Here is a 16,939-nt window from a genome sequence, read left to right as displayed (position 1 = left end):
CCGTTTGTATACTATTTGTTACCATCGGAAGGCGATGGGCGCTGGTTCATTTTTTGCCGTTTCGCGTTTTTACGATTGATTAAGGTGGGTCTTGTCACCATGGCCCACCATGGAACTCGCACCAGCACGTCTTTTTGGTCTAACGGGATAAATGGAGCGAACGGCGTAAGATACGGCAAACCGAATGATCGCAAGCCGGCTAGGTGGATCAGCATGGCGAGTAATCCTGCCATAATCCCAAAGAGCCCTAAAGTTGCCGCCAATATCATAAAACCGAATCGGAGCAGTCTGGCGGAGTTGGCTATGCTCACGGAAGGCGCAACAAAGCTCGCGATGGCGGTAAATGCAACGATGATCACCATGGCAGCTGACACTAAACCTGCCTGTACAGCGGCTTGACCCAGTACTAATGCGCCTACGATGGATATCGCAGAACCCATCGCCCTGGGCATGCGCACACCGGCTTCCCTTAATACTTCGAACGTAATTTCCATCGCCAAGGCCTCGACAACGGCGGGAAAAGGGATGCCTTCCCGCTGTGCTGCAAGGCTGATTAGCAGGGTCGTTGGCAGCATTTCTTGATGGAATGTGGAGATGGCAATATAAAGCGAAGGAAGAAGCATCGACACCACAAAGGAAATGATGCGTAACAGGCGCAAAAAAGTGGCGATATCGAACTTTTGGTAGTAGTCTTCGCTCGATTGAAACAATTTGAATATGGTGATGGGAGCAATCAGCGCAAACGGTGTCCCGTCAACCAAAATGGCGATTTTCCCTTCCAGGATCGCACCTGCGATAGCATCGGGGCGCTCCGTATTGGTGATGGTAGGAAAGGGGGTGAACGTTGTATCTTGTATAAACTCTTCGATATACCCGCTCTCCAGGATGCTGTCGGTATCGATCCGGTCTAAACGATTCAATATTTCTTGTACGATCTTATCATTAGCGATGCCATTCAAATACATAACGGCAACATCCGTTTGGGTGACGCGGCCAATCTTACGGTCCACGATCCAGAGGTTCGGGCTTTTAATCTTCCGACGGATCAAGGCGGTATTCGTGCGGATATTTTCGGTGAAACCTTCCTTCGGACCGCGAACGACGGTCTGAGATTGGGGCTCTTCTACTCCGCGTTCTTCTCCACCGATAGAGCTGGCGATAACGCCATGAGTGGATCCGTCGATGAGAATGACAGTATTGCCTTCGAGGATGGCGGAGATCAATGGCTCCATCAACTCCAAATCGCTAATGCTGCCAATGGATAAGAATCGATTTTTGATAATGGACAAGATTTCTGCAGGGTCAGAGGTATGCAGCTCTTCGTCGTAATCCTTTGAGGTTAAGGATTGCATGATGGAATGATTGATGGTGAGCGTATCAACCAATCCATCGATATAGATAACGGCAAGGGTATGTTCGCTTCCAAACATATGACTTAGGGTTCGAATGATGATATCCCGGCTGTGGCCGGTTTGTTCCCGGATTCTATGTAAATTCTGATCCAAGCGGTCGGATAGGCGAGAGGCTTCGGCGGTTTGCTTCGTTTGCCCATTATGATGAAGCAGGGCCGTATTCGATGGGGGTTGCTTTGTTCGTTTAAAAAAGGCCACGGGATCAGCTCACTTTGACAAGATTCATACGATCTAAAGTTCCCTAAATCTGGTTTAATATTCTTTAGGCGAACCGCTCGAGATCGAACCGGCTATCGACTCACTTCTCGGAAACCGTTAACCCGTCCGATCTCATCGCTTTTGTGAATTTGCGAGGCAGGTTAGTTTAACTATAAGCGTTTTATCGTCTGCACAGATCGGCGAATCCATGGTACTTTATAGTTAGCTTGGATCTCTCGAATAAGTGGAAAAAAACTTGGAGGCGTGGGGTAATGAAAAAAAGGCTTGAAACACGGATCGAAGGGGACCGCATTGTGCTCCGTCCCGTAAGGGAAGATGAATTTGATGTATACTTCGAATTATTGCAGGATGCGGAGTCTAACCGATTAACGGGAACACAGCAGACGTTCACCAAGGATTCGATTGCGGCTTGGATTCATAACATCGGATACGCCCATGAGGATCGCCTGGATATGATGATTGCGGAGAAGGAATCGGACGAATTAATCGGAGAAGTGGTCCTGAACGAAATCGACCTCAACAATCGCAGCGGCAATATCCGCATATCGATCTCCGGTCGGCACAGCAATAAAGGATACGGCACGGAGGCCTTGAAGCTTATGCTGCGTCATGGGTTCGAAAGTTTACGGCTGCACCGTATCGAATTAGGCGTATATGCGTTTAATCCCCGGGCCATCCATGTCTATGAGAAGCTTGGTTTCGTACGGGAAGGTACCCTGCGAGACTCGCTATATTGGGACGGAACATTCCATGATATGATTGTAATGTCGATTCTGGAGGAAGAATATCGGCAGCTGCCATAGTCATTCGTGTATTCCTATATCATATTACGTAAGAAGTCGCCAGAATCGGCGACTTCTTTATTTGCTATTATAATTGGAGTTAATGTATAACAATTCAACCTCAGTTGTTAAATCTAGGAACCAGCCTCCGATACACTGGTCAAGGTAGAGGGAATTTAGGTACAATAGCTAAACAATCTCATTATTTAAGATTGGAGATAGCGACTATGGAGAATCAGAGAAAAACCATATTATTTCAGGGTGATTCGATAACCGACGGCAATTGGGGAAGAAACCAGGACCCTAATCATATTTTGGGACATGGCTACGTCTATCTCATAGCAGCGCAGCTCGGATTGGAATTGGCCCAAAGCCAGCCGCTATTTATAAATCGCGGGGTCAGCGGCAATCGCGTATCGGATCTGTATGCAAGATGGAACGAAGATGCCTTTAGCTTGAAGCCTGATCTCATCAGTATTCTGGCAGGTGTGAACGACGCAGGCCGTATCATTCAAGGTCAGCCCGAAGGAGCAACAGACCGTTTCGAACGAATCTATCGCCAGCTGCTGAGCGAAACAAGGGAAGTTCTCCCGGAAACCGGCCTGGTGCTGTGTGAGCCTTTTGTTTTGCAAACGGCGGCTACCGCGAATGGATGGGGTCAATGGCGCAGCAAGATCGATGAATACGGTTCAATCGTTCGGCAGCTGGCAGAGGAATATCACACGCTTTTTGTTCCTTTGCAGGAAGCATTCAACCAAGCAGCCCAAAACGTTACGGCGGAATACTGGTTATGGGACGGTGTTCATCCTACGGCGGCGGGACACCAGTTGTTGGCCAGGGAGTGGTTAAAGACCGTCCAGCAAAGTGACTTGTGTATCCGATGATGAATAGGAGTTCTATAGATATGAAGTCTCATGTATCCGACCGGATTAAACTCCCTCCGGGATTTTGGACAGGATTAAGACAAATGGGGATTGCCGCTGAGGACGTGGCCCGCAAAGCGCACTTGCCGCTTACGATCATCACTGGAGCGGAAGTCACCACCGCCCAATACTTCGCGATTTGGCAGGCGTATTCCGATCTCGTGGGTGATCTGGCCAAAGGCATCGTCGAGCTTGCAACCGTCTTTGAAACGGCGAAGTACCCGCCTACCGTCTTAGCGACTTACCACGCTCGTGACTATCGCGAGGCTTTATATCGAATGTCCCGGTACAAACAGCTTTGCCCGCCTGAAGGTTTGCGTATTACCGAGGACGGCGAGCTCTGCACGATTGATCTGGAGTGGGGGAACAGCCTGCAGACCGGTCCGCCGATGCTGGTCGGAATCACGCTGGCATATCTGCTTGAGCTCGGACGCCGGGGGACAGGTCAACCGTTGAGGGCACGACTCGTGGAATTTTCCGAGCCTATGGGCGATGTAGAGACTCTTGAAGCTTATTTCGGCTGCCGAATCCGGGTTGGCGCAGCACGCAATCGGCTCTCGCTGATTCGACAAGATCTGGACCGTCCCTTTATCTCTTACAATGAGGAACTGCTGGAGATCCTGACTCCTGCCCTGGACCGATCGCTTGATGAACGGCGGAACAGCCGTTCCGTTTCCGATATGGTCAAATGGATCTTGAAACGCTGCCTCTTGGGAGGGCGCCACGACATTCACGTTGTCGCGAAAGAAATGGGAATGAGCGACCGTACCCTGCAGCGCAAGCTGACAGATGAAAACACGAGCTACAAGCAGCTGTTGACACAAGCCAGACATGAGCAGGCGATCGAGTACTTGGCAGACCCTTCTATCGATATTAAAGAAGTGGCGTTTTTGATTGGTTATGCAGACCAGAACTCATTCTACCGCGCGTTCCGCATGTGGGAAGGCGATACCCCTTCGAATTGGCGCGCTGCAAATGGCGCGAGAAGCAAGAACTTTGGCGCCATAGGCTAGTTACCCGTCTATCCATTCAAGGTAATATAATCATGATCCAGATTGCAAAGGAGAAATGTTTATATTATGGATATGGAATTAAACAATAAAACAGCGTTGGTTACAGGCTCTACGAAAGGGATAGGCAAAGCGATTGCCATGGAACTTGCCAGAGAGGGAGCCCATGTTCTCATTAACGGACGAAATGATGAAGAGGTTGAACGAACCGTACAAGAAATAAAATCGAAATTTCCGAATACCTCTCCGCAAAAGGCAACCGCCGATTTGGTGGATATCGGTCAACGGGAGGCTCTATTCGAAAAATACCCTCATGTTGATATTCTGGTTAACAATATGGGGATATATGAAATCATGTCGTACGAGGACGTTGACGATGAAGTATGGGAGACGTACTTCCGTACCAACGTGCTTGCTGCAAACGGATTAACCAAATTTTATTTGCCTGGCATGCTGAAGAATGATTTTGGCCGCATTATCTTTATGGCGAGCGAAGAGGCCGTGATGCCTTCCGGACAAATGCCGCAGTACTGCATGACTAAATCCATGCTGTTATCCTTGGCCAAAAGCTTGTCCAAATTAACGAGAGGAACCGAAGTTACCATCAATACGATCATGCCGGGACCGACTCTCTCCGAGAACGTGCAGCATATTATCGAGGGTATATACGCCAATGAAGATATGACCTTTTCGGAAAAAGAGAAGGCATTCATGGCCGCAAACCTGCCACAATCTGAAATTCAACGATTCATTAGGCCTATTGAGATTGGCAGATTGGCAACATTTTTATGCAGTCCTTATGCTTCCGCGTTTAGAGGCTCTCCTATTCGTATGGATGGGGGAATGGTTCCGACCATTTTCTAACGTTCATGAAATAACAATGTTGGCTTCAAACAACAAAAGCTTGGGATCCCAATAGGAGATCTCCAAGCTTTTTTGTTGTTTTGCAATAACAAAGGCGTTACTCGCTTATGAGCTCCAGCTTGTTCAGCCTTTTGTGGTACACCATGCGAGACAGTCCGATGCTGATCTCATATAAGAGGAACAGCGGCACGATGACGAGAATATCCGACACAAAATCCGGCGGCGTTATGGTGACGGCTGCAACCGTCAGCAGCAAATAGGCAATTTTCCGCATTTTCGATAAGCGCAGCGGATTCAGAATGCCGATCGACGTTAAGAACATGATGACAACCGGCATTTCGAACAGAACGCCGAACGGTACGGTCATATTGATCATGAAGCGGAAGTATTTTTCGGCGGTATAAGCCGTAACGAAATGATTCGAGAGCGAATCCAGGAAGGACAGGACCATAGGGTATACGATAAAGTAGCCGAAGGCCAGACCTCCGAGAAAGAGTCCCCCGATTGCGGGGATATACGCCAAGGAAGCCCGGCGTTCCACGGTGCTCAGACCGGGGACGACAAATCGCCATACTTGAAATCCGGCTACCGGCATCGTCACCGCAAGGGCGATCACGCCGGCGATCATGAAGTATACCCATATCACATCCGTCGGTCCCAGCACTTGGAGCTGCCCTTCAACGTCGCGAGTCAGCATTTCATACAGCGGCTCCACATATAGAAAAGCGGCACAAAGGGCCACCAAGAAGGTGCCCAATGTGATGAGGATCCGCTTGCGGAGCTCCGTTAAGTGCTCTAATAGATGCAGCTCCTGCTCCTGTCCCTGCTCGGTCATTTCAATTTATCTCCGTCTTGAATATCTTCCGCTGAAACCAGTTCCCGCGTGGAGTTCTTGAATTCGCTGAGCGTTCGGCCGAAGGCCCGTCCTAGTTCAGGCAGCTTCGAAGGGCCGAAGATAATCAAGGCGATCAACAAGATGAGAATCAATCCTGTCACGCCGATGTTTCCTAGTGGCATATGATCAACTCCTTTAGCTATTTTTTATCCGAAGCCATCCGAAGCAGCTCCGAAATATCCCTGGCTATCGACTCGTCGCGCGGCGAATCATGCAGCTTCGTGGCAATGCGGTCTATCAGCGCAGGGGCTTGCGGATTGGTCACCGTTAGAATTTGCACTTCTTCATTAAACATCTTCTTCACTTGCTCTTTGGCTTGCGACATATTATCGTTGCCCGCGGCCTTGACTCCCATTACACCTTCGTTCGGCTCACCTTTGCCCGACATTCCTTCCGTCTGACTTAACACCTTTTTCTGCATGCTGTCATAGTGGTTGGAAGAAACCTGTGATTCTGCGCGTGCCAGGACAATCGTGTCATTCAGGACAAAAGCCTTCACTCCGTCAATGCCTTGACCTGCGAGTCTTGACTGTACGTGGGAAGAGACGCCGCCTTCATGCAGGCTGGATGAACCGATCATGCTGTAGACGGACATGCCCATACCGCTTGTGGTTTTGCCTTGTACGTTGGTTGTTTCGGTTTTCGGCCCATGATAGCTCGGAATCACATCGGCACTGTGCAGGTGAACGGTGTCGGCATTACCTGGCTGGGTGGACTGCGCGTTTTGTTGATTGTCTGTTTGATTCAAGCAGGCTGTTAATGAAAGAAGCAGTACGGATCCCAGGAGGGGACCTTTCCACCTGCTCCAAAATGGTCTCATGAGCATTCGCCTCCATATCGGTAGTAATTTTATCATGCCCGGATGGAGAATAATGTATGAATGAAATTTTGATGGGGACAATACCCATTATTCAAAATGATGAAGAGTAGGGGTGCTGAAAGTTTGAGCGAACAAGACCAACAACAAACGAAACCAGCGAAGCCTGACGGCTCGCAGACGATGTCACGGCGGAAGTTCCTGAGAAACTCCGGTTATGCCGTGGGAGGTGTCGTGCTGGGCGGTGTACTCGGATATCTTCTGCCGAAGCAGAAAACTCCGCCTGCAGCACCGGCGCCTGCGCAGAATGAAAACAACTACAACCAAGCGTTAATGTTCTTTAACCAGGAACAATACAGGATCACGGAGGCAGCCGTAGAGCGCATTTTTCCTGCGGATGACAATGGTCCTGGAGCCAAAGAGTTAGGCGCTGCATTTTTCATCGACCACCAGCTGGCCGGTGATTGGGGCTTCAATGCAAGAGATTATATGCAGCCCCCTTTCTATGTTGGAGAGAAAACGCAAGGCTATCAAGGCCGATTAAGACGGCGAGAGATATTCTATATCGGTCTCCGCGAGATTCAGAACTACAGTCAGAAAAAGTATCAAAAAGACTTCCCGAGCCTGGCGCCGGAGGAACAGGATGCCGTGTTAACCGCCTTTCAGAACGACGAGGTCAAATTGACAACGATCTCGGCCAGCGGGTTCTTCAACCTGCTTCGCAGCAGCACATTGGAAGGGGTTTACAGCGACCCCCTATACGGCGGCAATAAAAATATGCAAGGCTGGACGATGCGCCAATATCCGGGTAACCAAATGGCTTACACGAATATTATTGAGAAGAATTTCACCGTCATCCCGCCGAAGAGTTTAAAGGACCACCTATAACAGCTCATCCATAGCGAAAGGAGTACACAAATGGCCAAAAAATTACCGAAAACGGATGTTGTCATTATCGGCGTCGGCTGGGCTGGCGGGATTATCGCCTCGGAATTGACCAAGAAGGGTTTATCCGTCGTCGGTTTGGAAAGAGGTAAAGAAAGGGTAACGGAAGACTACTACATGGCTCACGATGAGCTCCGTTACGCGCTTCGGTACGATTTAATGCAGGACCTTTCCAAAGAAACGATTACCTTTCGCAGCACCGAAAAAATACGCGCACTTCCGATGAGGCAGTACGGATCGTTTCTGTTAGGGGAGGGACTGGGAGGAGCCGGCGTGCACTGGAACGGGCAAACTTTCCGCTTCCTGCCCTACGATTTTAAAATCCGGAGCATGACGGAAGAACGTTATGGGAAAGATAAAATACCGGCGGAAATGACGATCCAGGACTGGGGCATCACCTACGATCAACTCGAGCCGTATTTTGATAAGTTCGAGAAGACGACCGGCATTTCCGGCGAGGAAAATCCCTTGGCAGGGAAACGTTCGAATCCGTACCCTACACCGCCCATGCTCCACACGCCATCCATGAAGATGTTTGCGGATGCTGCGAAAAACCTGAAACTCAATCCGTATACGGTTCCTTCTGCCAATCTGTCAGAAAGCTACACGAATCCGGATGGCATATCACGAGCCGCATGCCAGTATTGCGGATACTGCGAGCGGTTTGGCTGCGAATACGGAGCGAAAGCGGATCCAGTCGTTACCGTGATTCCTGTTGCGAAAAAAACCGGAAAGTTCGAAATCCGAACCCATTCTTATGTTCGAAGAATTCTGCATAAGGGCGGTAAGGCAACGGGCGTCATGTATACGGACCTCACGACCGGAGAGGAAATCGAACAACCGGCGGATATCGTAGTATCCACGGGATACGTATTTAACAATACCCGTTTGATGCTCCTCTCTAAAATCGGCAAACCATACGACTCGTCCAGCGGGTCGGGCGTGATTGGCAAAAACTATGCCTATCAGGTGATCAAGGGGAATGCCGCCGGATTTTTTGAGGATAAATTCAATTTGTTTGCCGGTGCGGGAAGCCTAGGTATGGGTCTGGACGATTTTAACGGCGACAATTTTGATCACTCGGACTTGAAGTTCATTCATGGGGGGAATATTGCCCACACCATAACCGGACAAAGACCCATTCAAAACAATCCGGTTCCGGAGGAATCACCGCGTTGGGGAAAAGAGTTTAAGGCGAATTCCTTGAAGTATGCAAACAGCGTGCTGTCCGTAGGCTCTCAGGGCTCATCAATGCCTTTCCGGCATCACTATCTGGATTTGGATCCAACCTATAAGGACGCATTCGGAGACCCGTTGATTCGAATCACGTTTGATTTCGAAGAGCAGGACCGCCAATTGGCCAGGTATCTTTCCGATCGCTGCGCGGAGATCGTGCAGGAGATGGGAGGCCAGAACATTATGAAATTGAAAGAACTGGGACCTTACGAAATTACGACATACCAATCGACTCATAACACCGGCGGGGTGATTATGGGAGAGAACCCTGGCAATTCGGCCGTCAATAACTACATGCAAATGTGGGATATGGAAAATTTGTTTGTGGTAGGCGCATCCGCGTTCCCGCATAATAGCGGCTATAATCCGACCGGGACGGTCGGGGCTCTTGCTTATCGCACAGCGGAGGGAATTCTTGAATACAGCAAAAAAGGCGGGCTGTTAGTATAGCTTGCATTATACAAAAGGAGGCAGTTTCAGAAATGTTCAAAAAAGGGTTACTGTTTGTACTGCTATTGACAACTTTTGCTTTTGCAGCGGTAGCATGCGGCGGCGGCAATAATACATCCGAGCCTGCTCCGGCTCCTGCAGAAAACGGCGGACAAGCTCCGGAAGGAGCAACCGGCGGGAATGCAACCAACGATGAAGCCATGACGCTGTACAATGCCAACTGCATGGCTTGCCATGCTACCGACTTAGGCGGAGGCGGAAGCTTTCCCAGCCTGCAAAACGTAGGATCCAAATACGATGCCAGCCAAATTGCGGGCATAATCACGAATGGGCGCAATGGAATGCCGGCGTTCCAAGGCAAGCTGACGGAAGACGAAATTAATGTACTGTCCCAATGGTTGGCTGCCAAAAAATAAGACGTACCGATTGAAAGAAAGCAGGACCCTCATGATACAATGCAGATACGGATGCATGGTAATCATGAGGGTTTATTATATTGTACAAGGAATTTTGAAACGATCTAGGAGGGGCTTTTAGAAACATGACAGAAGCATTCGTATCCCCCCATAGTACCTGTTCCCTGGATTGCAGTACGGTCGTATGTTTTTTTGCCGGTGTTCTGACCTATCGGAATAACTTTGAAGACGCAGCCAACGAGATAGCCCGAAGATACCCAAATGCCAAAATTGTGATGATCTTTCCTTACGGGATGGCCAACGGCAGGGAGGGGGCCGCTTTATTTCGTCTATTGGCCCGGCAGCTTACTCAAGTCGGCTATGATCTGGCGCGTGAGCGCTCCCTTAGAGTAATCAACGCTGCGGAGATCCTCCGCGACCATGCCGCAGGCTGCGACCGCCTGATCCTGATCGGGCACAGTGCTGGAGGCGTAGTTGCCTACCGGACAGGATTATATATGAAAGAGAAGTTTGGATTGCAGAAAGTTCAGGTGTTTGCCGTGGGGTGTCCCAAATTCTATTTGAAGGACATCCCCTACAATAATCGGTTTACATATATCACGGGCCAGAATCCGGACAGGATCACCCAAATCGGCAGCTGGCGCAAACCCGGTTCGAGAGTGTACCGGGGAAGGCCGGGGCGTGAGATGCAATTGGATTTTAATCCGGATCATCAAGGATGGCGGTTTCATGCGTCCTATTTTCTGAAATCGGCCTGGACCGATTCGAACCAAACGTTCCGTACCAATTCGGAAGACCTGGTCTCCAAAATTCATGAATTGGATTCAGAGAATGAATAGTTGCCGTAATATATATTATGTAAACTAATAATTTCTTTTTGCTTCCTTTACCGAAAAGGTTATACTAATCATTGGGTTTATACGATCGTCATCAGGAGGATATGCATATGGCAATACAAGATGGAGATTCACTACAGAAGAAATTGAGGCCAAGGCATATCAGCTTTATGGCTATGGGCGGCGTCATCGGCACCGGCATATTTAAGGGAAGCGCCGAGACGATCGGTCTCGCCGGGCCTGGCGTGATTTTCTCTTATATCTTTGCGGGACTGCTGCTGTTGGTCGTCATGGGTGCCATGACGGAGATGGCTACGGTATATCCGGGGCGAAACATGAAGGACTTTGTTCGGCAAGCGTTCGGAGAGCGGGTATCCTTTGTCATGGGCTGGATGTATTGTTTTATGTGGCTGTCGGTTTGCGTGATCGAAGTGATTGCGGCAGGCAGCTTTCTGCAGTACTGGTTTCCCGACGTACCGCTGTGGATGCTGAGCCTGGCAAGCGCAGCGCTCATTATTCTCATCAATATGATGAGCGTGGGGAGCTTTGGCGAAGTGGAATTCTGGCTTGCGGGCATCAAAATCGCCATGATTATGATCTTTATCGTACTCGGGAGCTTACTGATGTTTGGAGTGATTCCGAGCTCCGATGCTCCGTTCCTTCACAATTTCACAGCGCACGGCGGGTTCCTGCCAAACGGATGGTTTGCCATCTTTTCCGCCTTGCTGGTCGTTACCTTTTCGTACGGCGGCTCCGAGCTGATCGGCCTCACATTGACAGAAACCGAGGATGCGGACAAAATCCTGCCGAAAGTCGTGCGCAATTTTATTTTACGGGTGATTTTGTTCTTCACGCTTCCGATTCTGATAATATGCGGATTGATTCCGTGGAACCAGCTCGGCGGAGAGGCGAGTCCTTTTGTTCAAGTGCTGTCGGCTACCGGGCTTCAGGGAACGGCCCACATCATGAATTTTATTCTCGTGACGGCCGTGCTGTCGGCAGCCAATTCCGGCATCTATGGCGCGACGCGCATGATTTATTCCATGGCAGCCGCCGGAGAGGCGCCAAAGAGCCTGGCCAAAACCACGAACAAAGGCATACCGCTTAATACGTTGAAACTCTGTGCGATCATACTATTAGCGGGTTCCTTGCTTGGACTGATCGCGCAGGACCAGCTGTTTCGGGTTTTGATGGCGGTCCCTGGCTTTGTCGTTGTGCTGGTATGGATCTGCATTTGTTTCTCGCAGCTGAAACTGCGCAAAGCTTATCCGAAGCAGCCCAGCTTTAAGGTATGGGGGTTCCCCTACATAACCGGGGTAACTGCCCTCTGCTTGTCAGTGATTGCGGTCCTGTTTCTTATTGACGGTCAGAACCGGGTCAGCATCAGCGTATGTCTGGCCGTTCTGCTGCTATTGGTTGTCTGGTCCATCATGAAATTCAAAAAAGAGAGCAGAGTCGAATAATTGAAGGATGACGGGCTCCAACTTCACGGCAATCGAACAAGCCGGACATGGTGTCATGATCCGGTTGCGAGCCGCATGGCTGCAAACAAGAAAACCTAAATTAGAAAGAGAAGGCGGCAGAGGAAAGAATCCTCTGCCGCTTTTTTATGCGTGGAACAAGTAAAGAAAGTGAAAGGAATGTAAAAAAGGAGAAATTGATAGCGCTTACTTATGGAAATTATAATGAATTATACATAATTTGGAGATGCCTTGGTAGAATCGTCTTCATTAAAAATCTAATGACGAGGGTGCTGATGGGTTTGATGGTACATAAATTTTGCAGTCTGAAATGGCTGTCCATAGCCGGACTCTTCATCTTGATCGTGGTGACGATCCTTTTAATCGCAAAGCCTGCATTTACACAAACACATCATGAAGACGCTTATATCGCGACAGTTGACGGAGTAGAGATTCATGTAAGCGAATTTCAAAGAGCCATCGATGCCAATCGAGCAGGTATCATCAAGTACTTCCATGAAAAATATGATGCTGCACCGTCGGCCGCATTTTGGACTACGCCATACGGAGGTAACGAGATTCCGCTTGAGTTGATCAAAAAGAAGGCGCTCGAAGATAGCATCGATCAGAAAATTCGACAGATCCTTGCCAAAGAGCAGGGAGTGCTCCCCGATATCAGTTACGCCGGTTTTATGCAAAACTTCAATCTTGAAAACCTAAGAAGGCAACAAGCCATCAAGAATCATCAGGTAATTTTCGGTCCTGCTCAATATACGGAGGACGCCTATTATGAATACATGATGGCGAATACGGCCTTATCGGTCAAGAACCATCTGATGGAAGATGACTGGAAGCCGAGTGAACAACAGCTGATCACGTTTTACGAGGCGAATAAGAGAAGGTTGTACCATGCACCCGCAACGGTGAAGGTACGCCAATTATCGTTATCTTTTCTGGATGCCAATCGGAATGTCGATACACTTCTCAAAACGCAGGTGAAACGGAAGATTGAGAAGGCCAGGGAGAAAATCTCATCCGGGATTTCTTTTGAGCAAGCCGTAAAGGACATTAAACAAGATGATCGGGTTACGGAGGAGGTCTATAACTTGGATAGTTACAGGCACAAGGTCAGAAGTCCGGTAGCGCAAGCTTCGGCTGACCTTCTTCCAGGGGAGGTAAGCGACATTATTGAAGAGAACGGTCGCTTCTATCTCATGCAGTGCATGGAGAAAGATCAGTTAGGTTCCAAGTATCTGGCATTTGACGGTATAAGAGAACAAGTGTTAAAGGACTATATCGATACCCAATTTGAGGAGTACGTACGTGAACGGTTAACCGATGCGAAGGTTGTATTGAATGAGGAGTTGTACAGAAATTTCCTGATGTAATCGCCGATTTGGCATTACATATATAACAATGAAAGGAATGAAGAGGATTGAGTCAATCGTTTTTCAAAAAGCTTATCTGTATGGTTTCGATTTTTTCTTTCGTTTGCAATTGGGTTACCGTTTCACCGTCGACCGCTTTAGCTGCGGGAACCACTTATTATGTGGACAGCACAGGGGGAGATGATGGGAATAACGGCACAAGTCAAGCCTCTGCATGGAGATCGTTGGATAAAGTGAACGCAACTACCTTTGCCCCAGGCGACAAAATCTTGTTCAAAGCCGGGGAGAGTTGGAACGGCAGACTGTGGCCTAAAGGTTCAGGTTCAAGCGGAAATCCGATCATTATCGATATGTACGGTTCCGGAAGCAAACCATTAATCGCAGGAATTACGTCCGAACTGGAAGCCGTATTTTTGAAAAACCAGGAGTACTGGGAAATCAACAACCTGGAGGTAACAAACAGCTCGCCGCTGCCTTTTGATCGAGATTGGGAGAATCCGCGGGGCCAAAGGCGCGGTGTTTATATCTTGAATGAGGAAGCTGGTTTATTGAATCACATCTATATCAAAAACATGAACATCCATGATGTCGATGGATCGTATACCACACGCTCCGGGGGGATTATTTTCGATTCGGTTGGGTCGATGACACCCAGCGCTTTTAACGATGTTCTCATTGACGGTAATATACTGACGGACGTGGATGCCTATGGTATATACATTGGCTCCAATTGTATCTTGCGCTACGGAATGGGCGATTTATGGCCTTGGGTGCCTAAACCATACGGGCCCTGGACGCCGTCAACCCAAGTGAAAATATCCAATAATACGGTCATCAGAGCAGCAACAGGCGGCATCGCGTGGAATGTCACCGATGGAGCGGTAGTCGAGCGCAACACCGTTCAACAAGCTACGTATTTGGCAACCAACGCTTCCATTTGGTGGGCGTATGCGGACAATAATCTCGTTCAATTCAACGAATCGTTTGCCAGCGTGAACGGCGCGGAAGACGGGCATGGCTTCGACGTGGATGCAGGAAACATCAATTCGTTGGTTCAGTACAATTACAGTCATGATAACGCTGGCGGCTTTATGCTGTTCGTAAACGACACGTACTACACAATCAATACCATCGTTAGATACAACATTAGCCAAAACGACAGAAAAAGCATATTCCGTTACAGCGGTTCCATTGATAACGTCTATAACTACAATAATACGATATACGTAGGAAAATCATCCGGCAACCCGGTCATGAGCGATTACTTCACCAAGGCTTCGGGTGCTCCGCGCAACATTTATAACTATAATAATGTGTACTACAGCGTCGGCGATAAGGGATGGGATTTGACGGGCCAGACGTTTGACTACAACGCATATTACGGAGGGAACACACTCGTGCAGGCCGATGCCCATAAGATAACGGACGATCCGAGATTCGTTGATCCCGGTAGCGGCGGGAATGGCATGGATACAGTACATGGGTACCAATTGCAAGCGAATTCGCCACTCATTGGAGCAGGCATTCGTGTAAGCGATAACGGAGGGCGGGATTATTTCGGCAACCCGATATATAATGGCGCTCCCGACATCGGTGCCCACGAATACGAGGGCAGTGTGCCACCAGCCGGGAACATGCCTGATCCGATCGTCATCGTTCCGAAACGGCCAGCCAGCACACCTGTTGACAATCTGGCTACGCAGGCAGCTGCTAGTACGACATTTGAATCGTCCTCTTCAGGTCCGATCGAACATATCATCGATAATGAATACGACACGGCATGGGAAACCGGCATTACGCCTTCATTTCCGAACGATATCACGCTCGATTTCGGCGAGCAAACGCTGATCGCCAACCAATTGAAGTTAAATACTAGATACGGGCAAGAATGGGGAATCACGAACTTTGATCTTGAATACAGCAATGGTTCGGGATGGATTCCCCTGCGCACAAATATTAATCTGACTTGGGATCTGAACACGGGGGCAAACGAGATCAAATCCGTGGAATTTCCACTTACTCGATTCTCTAAAATCAGACTGAAGGTCCATGACGGTGCTAACCAATCGGGGCGAATCGCACTGAACGAGCTTGAATTGTATAACAATCCCGAACTGTCCAAAGATATGGTCACCACAACCTTTGCTACGGGGGCAGGCACCATTACCAGCATCATCGACAACAATTTGAACTCTGCATGGGGAAGTACCGGTGATATTGCCTTCCCGGGTTATATTACCCTTGACTACGGCAATCATAGCGTACCGGTCAACAAGGTTACGCTAGTTACGTTTTTTGGAATCGGGCAAGGCATCACTAATATTGACGTGGAGTATTTCGACGGTAGCCGCTGGGGAACGGCTTTATCTGACGCATCGATCGAATGGGAGTTTAATGACAGCACCAAAGAGCGCCAGGGCGTTTCTTTTCCAACGGTAAACGCCAATAAACTTCGATTAAAGGTGAATGACGGGAATCGGATATGGGGAAACATTGCATTAAATGAACTCATCGTTGAGCATACCTCTGATAACGTCCCCGTTACCGGAATTACGCTTGACAAACCGGAGCTCGTGTTTAATTCCTCTTCCGGCCGAAGCGTAGGGCTCCGAGCAACGGTTTTGCCTGATCATGCAACCAATAAGAATGTGACATGGAGCACGAATCAAGACCAGGTGGCAACGGTAGACGATCATGGCATCGTGACAGCAGAAGGGGAAGGAAGGGCTGTCATCACGGCTACGACGGAAGACGGTGATTTTCAAGCTTCCAGCCATATTACGGTGGATTGGACGGCTCCGGAGATTATGATAAACCAAGTCGCATCTTCCGAATTCAACACGGGTGTGTTTCAACCCGAATTTGAAATGGCAGACACGCTTTCAGGTATCGACCAAGCAAAAACCGAAGTCATGTTGGATGGGAAGGTCATAACGGATCTAAAGGGTATTCCTTTATACAAATTTGAGCTGGGTACACATACATTTACGATAAAGGCTGTGGACATAGCAGGGAATACATCTACACAATCCGTAGACTTTCAAGTGAAAACAAGTTATGCCTCCCTTGAGGAACTGGTTCAACGTTTTGCAGACGAGGGAACAATCAACAACAAAGGGATTGCTAACAGTCTGCTGAAAAAATTGCAAAAACAAAGCCTAAGCAGTTTCATTTCAGAAGTCCATGCACAAAAAGGGAAACATATCTCCACCGAGATTGCGGAATATTTAATACGTGATGCAGCAACGCTCCATAATCCATAGCAGATTATTTATTCGCCGTCATC

General features: G+C 48.7%; 15 protein-coding genes. 11 read left to right on the top strand and 4 right to left on the bottom strand.

The features are described from left to right. Positions 1–11 precede the first annotated feature (11 nt). The gene (locus JNUCC32_RS10795) at positions 12–1,610 is read right to left on the bottom strand and encodes a spore germination protein (RefSeq protein ID WP_192572000.1); all 1,599 of its coding nucleotides are present in this window, start codon (positions 1,608–1,610) and stop codon (positions 12–14) included. Positions 1,611–1,882: 272 nt separating this feature from the next. On the opposite strand from JNUCC32_RS10795, the gene JNUCC32_RS10790 reads away from it, so the two are divergent. From JNUCC32_RS10790 to JNUCC32_RS10775, 4 genes are all read left to right on the top strand, one after another. Beyond that, positions 1,883–2,434: a GNAT family N-acetyltransferase gene (locus tag JNUCC32_RS10790; RefSeq protein WP_192571999.1), complete on the top strand. Its 552-nt coding sequence runs from the start codon at positions 1,883–1,885 to the stop codon at positions 2,432–2,434. 206 nt (positions 2,435–2,640) lie between these two features. Then, the gene (locus JNUCC32_RS10785) at positions 2,641–3,297 is read left to right on the top strand and encodes an SGNH/GDSL hydrolase family protein (protein WP_192571998.1); all 657 of its coding nucleotides are present in this window, start codon (positions 2,641–2,643) and stop codon (positions 3,295–3,297) included. Between the two features lie 20 nt (positions 3,298–3,317). Then, positions 3,318–4,349 carry an AraC family transcriptional regulator gene (locus JNUCC32_RS10780; protein WP_192571997.1) on the top strand — a complete coding sequence of 344 codons (1,032 nt, stop codon included), beginning with the start codon at positions 3,318–3,320 and terminating at the stop codon, positions 4,347–4,349. A gap of 66 nt (positions 4,350–4,415) precedes the next feature. Continuing rightward, positions 4,416–5,210: an SDR family NAD(P)-dependent oxidoreductase gene (locus tag JNUCC32_RS10775; RefSeq protein ID WP_192571996.1), complete on the top strand. Its 795-nt coding sequence runs from the start codon at positions 4,416–4,418 to the stop codon at positions 5,208–5,210. 97 nt (positions 5,211–5,307) lie between these two features. On the opposite strand, the gene tatC is transcribed toward JNUCC32_RS10775, so the two are convergent. The 3 genes from tatC to JNUCC32_RS10760 are packed head-to-tail and all read right to left on the bottom strand — an operon-like array spanning position 5,308 to position 6,925. Then, positions 5,308–6,045 (bottom strand): twin-arginine translocase subunit TatC, encoded by a 738-nt coding sequence (tatC, locus tag JNUCC32_RS10770; protein ID WP_192571995.1) that lies wholly within the window; start codon positions 6,043–6,045, stop codon positions 5,308–5,310. Beyond that, positions 6,042–6,227 (bottom strand): twin-arginine translocase TatA/TatE family subunit, encoded by a 186-nt coding sequence (gene tatA, locus JNUCC32_RS10765; RefSeq protein ID WP_015735144.1) that lies wholly within the window; start codon positions 6,225–6,227, stop codon positions 6,042–6,044. Before tatA ends, tatC begins: the two co-directional genes overlap by 4 nt. Positions 6,228–6,244: 17 nt before the next feature. Further along, positions 6,245–6,925, bottom strand: coding sequence for a hypothetical protein (locus tag JNUCC32_RS10760; RefSeq protein ID WP_192571994.1), 681 nt, complete (start codon positions 6,923–6,925; stop codon positions 6,245–6,247). Positions 6,926–7,048: 123 nt separating this feature from the next. Between JNUCC32_RS10760 and JNUCC32_RS10755 the strand changes: the two genes are divergently transcribed. From JNUCC32_RS10755 to JNUCC32_RS10725, 7 genes are all read left to right on the top strand, one after another. Further along, complete coding sequence (locus tag JNUCC32_RS10755; RefSeq protein ID WP_009590268.1) at positions 7,049–7,810, top strand: gluconate 2-dehydrogenase subunit 3 family protein; 762 nt, start codon at positions 7,049–7,051, stop codon at positions 7,808–7,810. 30 nt (positions 7,811–7,840) lie between these two features. Next, a complete protein-coding gene (locus JNUCC32_RS10750) occupies positions 7,841–9,553 on the top strand; it encodes a GMC family oxidoreductase (RefSeq protein WP_192571993.1) in 1,713 nt (570 codons plus the stop codon). 32 nt (positions 9,554–9,585) lie between these two features. Beyond that, entirely contained in the window at positions 9,586–9,969 is a 384-nt protein-coding gene (locus tag JNUCC32_RS10745; protein WP_192571992.1) for a c-type cytochrome, read from the top strand. A gap of 125 nt (positions 9,970–10,094) precedes the next feature. Continuing rightward, positions 10,095–10,808, top strand: a complete 714-nt coding sequence (locus tag JNUCC32_RS10740) for a lipase family protein (RefSeq protein WP_192571991.1) — start codon at positions 10,095–10,097, stop codon at positions 10,806–10,808. Positions 10,809–10,915: 107 nt separating this feature from the next. Next, a complete protein-coding gene (locus JNUCC32_RS10735; RefSeq protein ID WP_096773624.1) occupies positions 10,916–12,268 on the top strand; it encodes an amino acid permease in 1,353 nt (450 codons plus the stop codon). A 302-nt stretch (positions 12,269–12,570) separates the two neighbouring features. Continuing rightward, positions 12,571–13,653 carry a peptidylprolyl isomerase gene (locus JNUCC32_RS10730; protein ID WP_228468993.1) on the top strand — a complete coding sequence of 361 codons (1,083 nt, stop codon included), beginning with the start codon at positions 12,571–12,573 and terminating at the stop codon, positions 13,651–13,653. Between the two features lie 233 nt (positions 13,654–13,886). Next, complete coding sequence (locus JNUCC32_RS10725; RefSeq protein WP_228468933.1) at positions 13,887–16,916, top strand: discoidin domain-containing protein; 3,030 nt, start codon at positions 13,887–13,889, stop codon at positions 16,914–16,916. Positions 16,917–16,939: the final 23 nt, after the last annotated feature.

This window comes from Paenibacillus sp. JNUCC32 (assembly GCF_014863545.1).
In the GTDB taxonomy this organism is placed as follows: domain Bacteria; phylum Bacillota; class Bacilli; order Paenibacillales; family Paenibacillaceae; genus Paenibacillus_AQ; species Paenibacillus_AQ lautus_A.
This window is presented reverse-complemented; position numbering and strand designations above follow the sequence as displayed.

What these genes read in the sequence shown, in the direction of transcription:
- tatA (WP_015735144.1), bottom strand. Translation starts at nt 6,227, where the DNA reads ATGCCACTAGGAAACATCGGCGTGACAGGATTGATTCTCATCTTGTTG.
- JNUCC32_RS10760 (WP_192571994.1), bottom strand. Translation starts at nt 6,925, where the DNA reads ATGAGACCATTTTGGAGCAGGTGGAAAGGTCCCCTCCTGGGATCCGTA.
- JNUCC32_RS10790 (WP_192571999.1), top strand. Translation starts at nt 1,883, where the DNA reads ATGAAAAAAAGGCTTGAAACACGGATCGAAGGGGACCGCATTGTGCTC.
- tatC (WP_192571995.1), bottom strand. Translation starts at nt 6,045, where the DNA reads ATGACCGAGCAGGGACAGGAGCAGGAGCTGCATCTATTAGAGCACTTA.
- JNUCC32_RS10730 (WP_228468993.1), top strand. Translation starts at nt 12,571, where the DNA reads ATGGTACATAAATTTTGCAGTCTGAAATGGCTGTCCATAGCCGGACTC.
- JNUCC32_RS10775 (WP_192571996.1), top strand. Translation starts at nt 4,416, where the DNA reads ATGGATATGGAATTAAACAATAAAACAGCGTTGGTTACAGGCTCTACG.
- JNUCC32_RS10780 (WP_192571997.1), top strand. Translation starts at nt 3,318, where the DNA reads ATGAAGTCTCATGTATCCGACCGGATTAAACTCCCTCCGGGATTTTGG.
- JNUCC32_RS10750 (WP_192571993.1), top strand. Translation starts at nt 7,841, where the DNA reads ATGGCCAAAAAATTACCGAAAACGGATGTTGTCATTATCGGCGTCGGC.
- JNUCC32_RS10745 (WP_192571992.1), top strand. Translation starts at nt 9,586, where the DNA reads ATGTTCAAAAAAGGGTTACTGTTTGTACTGCTATTGACAACTTTTGCT.
- JNUCC32_RS10735 (WP_096773624.1), top strand. Translation starts at nt 10,916, where the DNA reads ATGGCAATACAAGATGGAGATTCACTACAGAAGAAATTGAGGCCAAGG.
- JNUCC32_RS10785 (WP_192571998.1), top strand. Translation starts at nt 2,641, where the DNA reads ATGGAGAATCAGAGAAAAACCATATTATTTCAGGGTGATTCGATAACC.
- JNUCC32_RS10740 (WP_192571991.1), top strand. Translation starts at nt 10,095, where the DNA reads ATGACAGAAGCATTCGTATCCCCCCATAGTACCTGTTCCCTGGATTGC.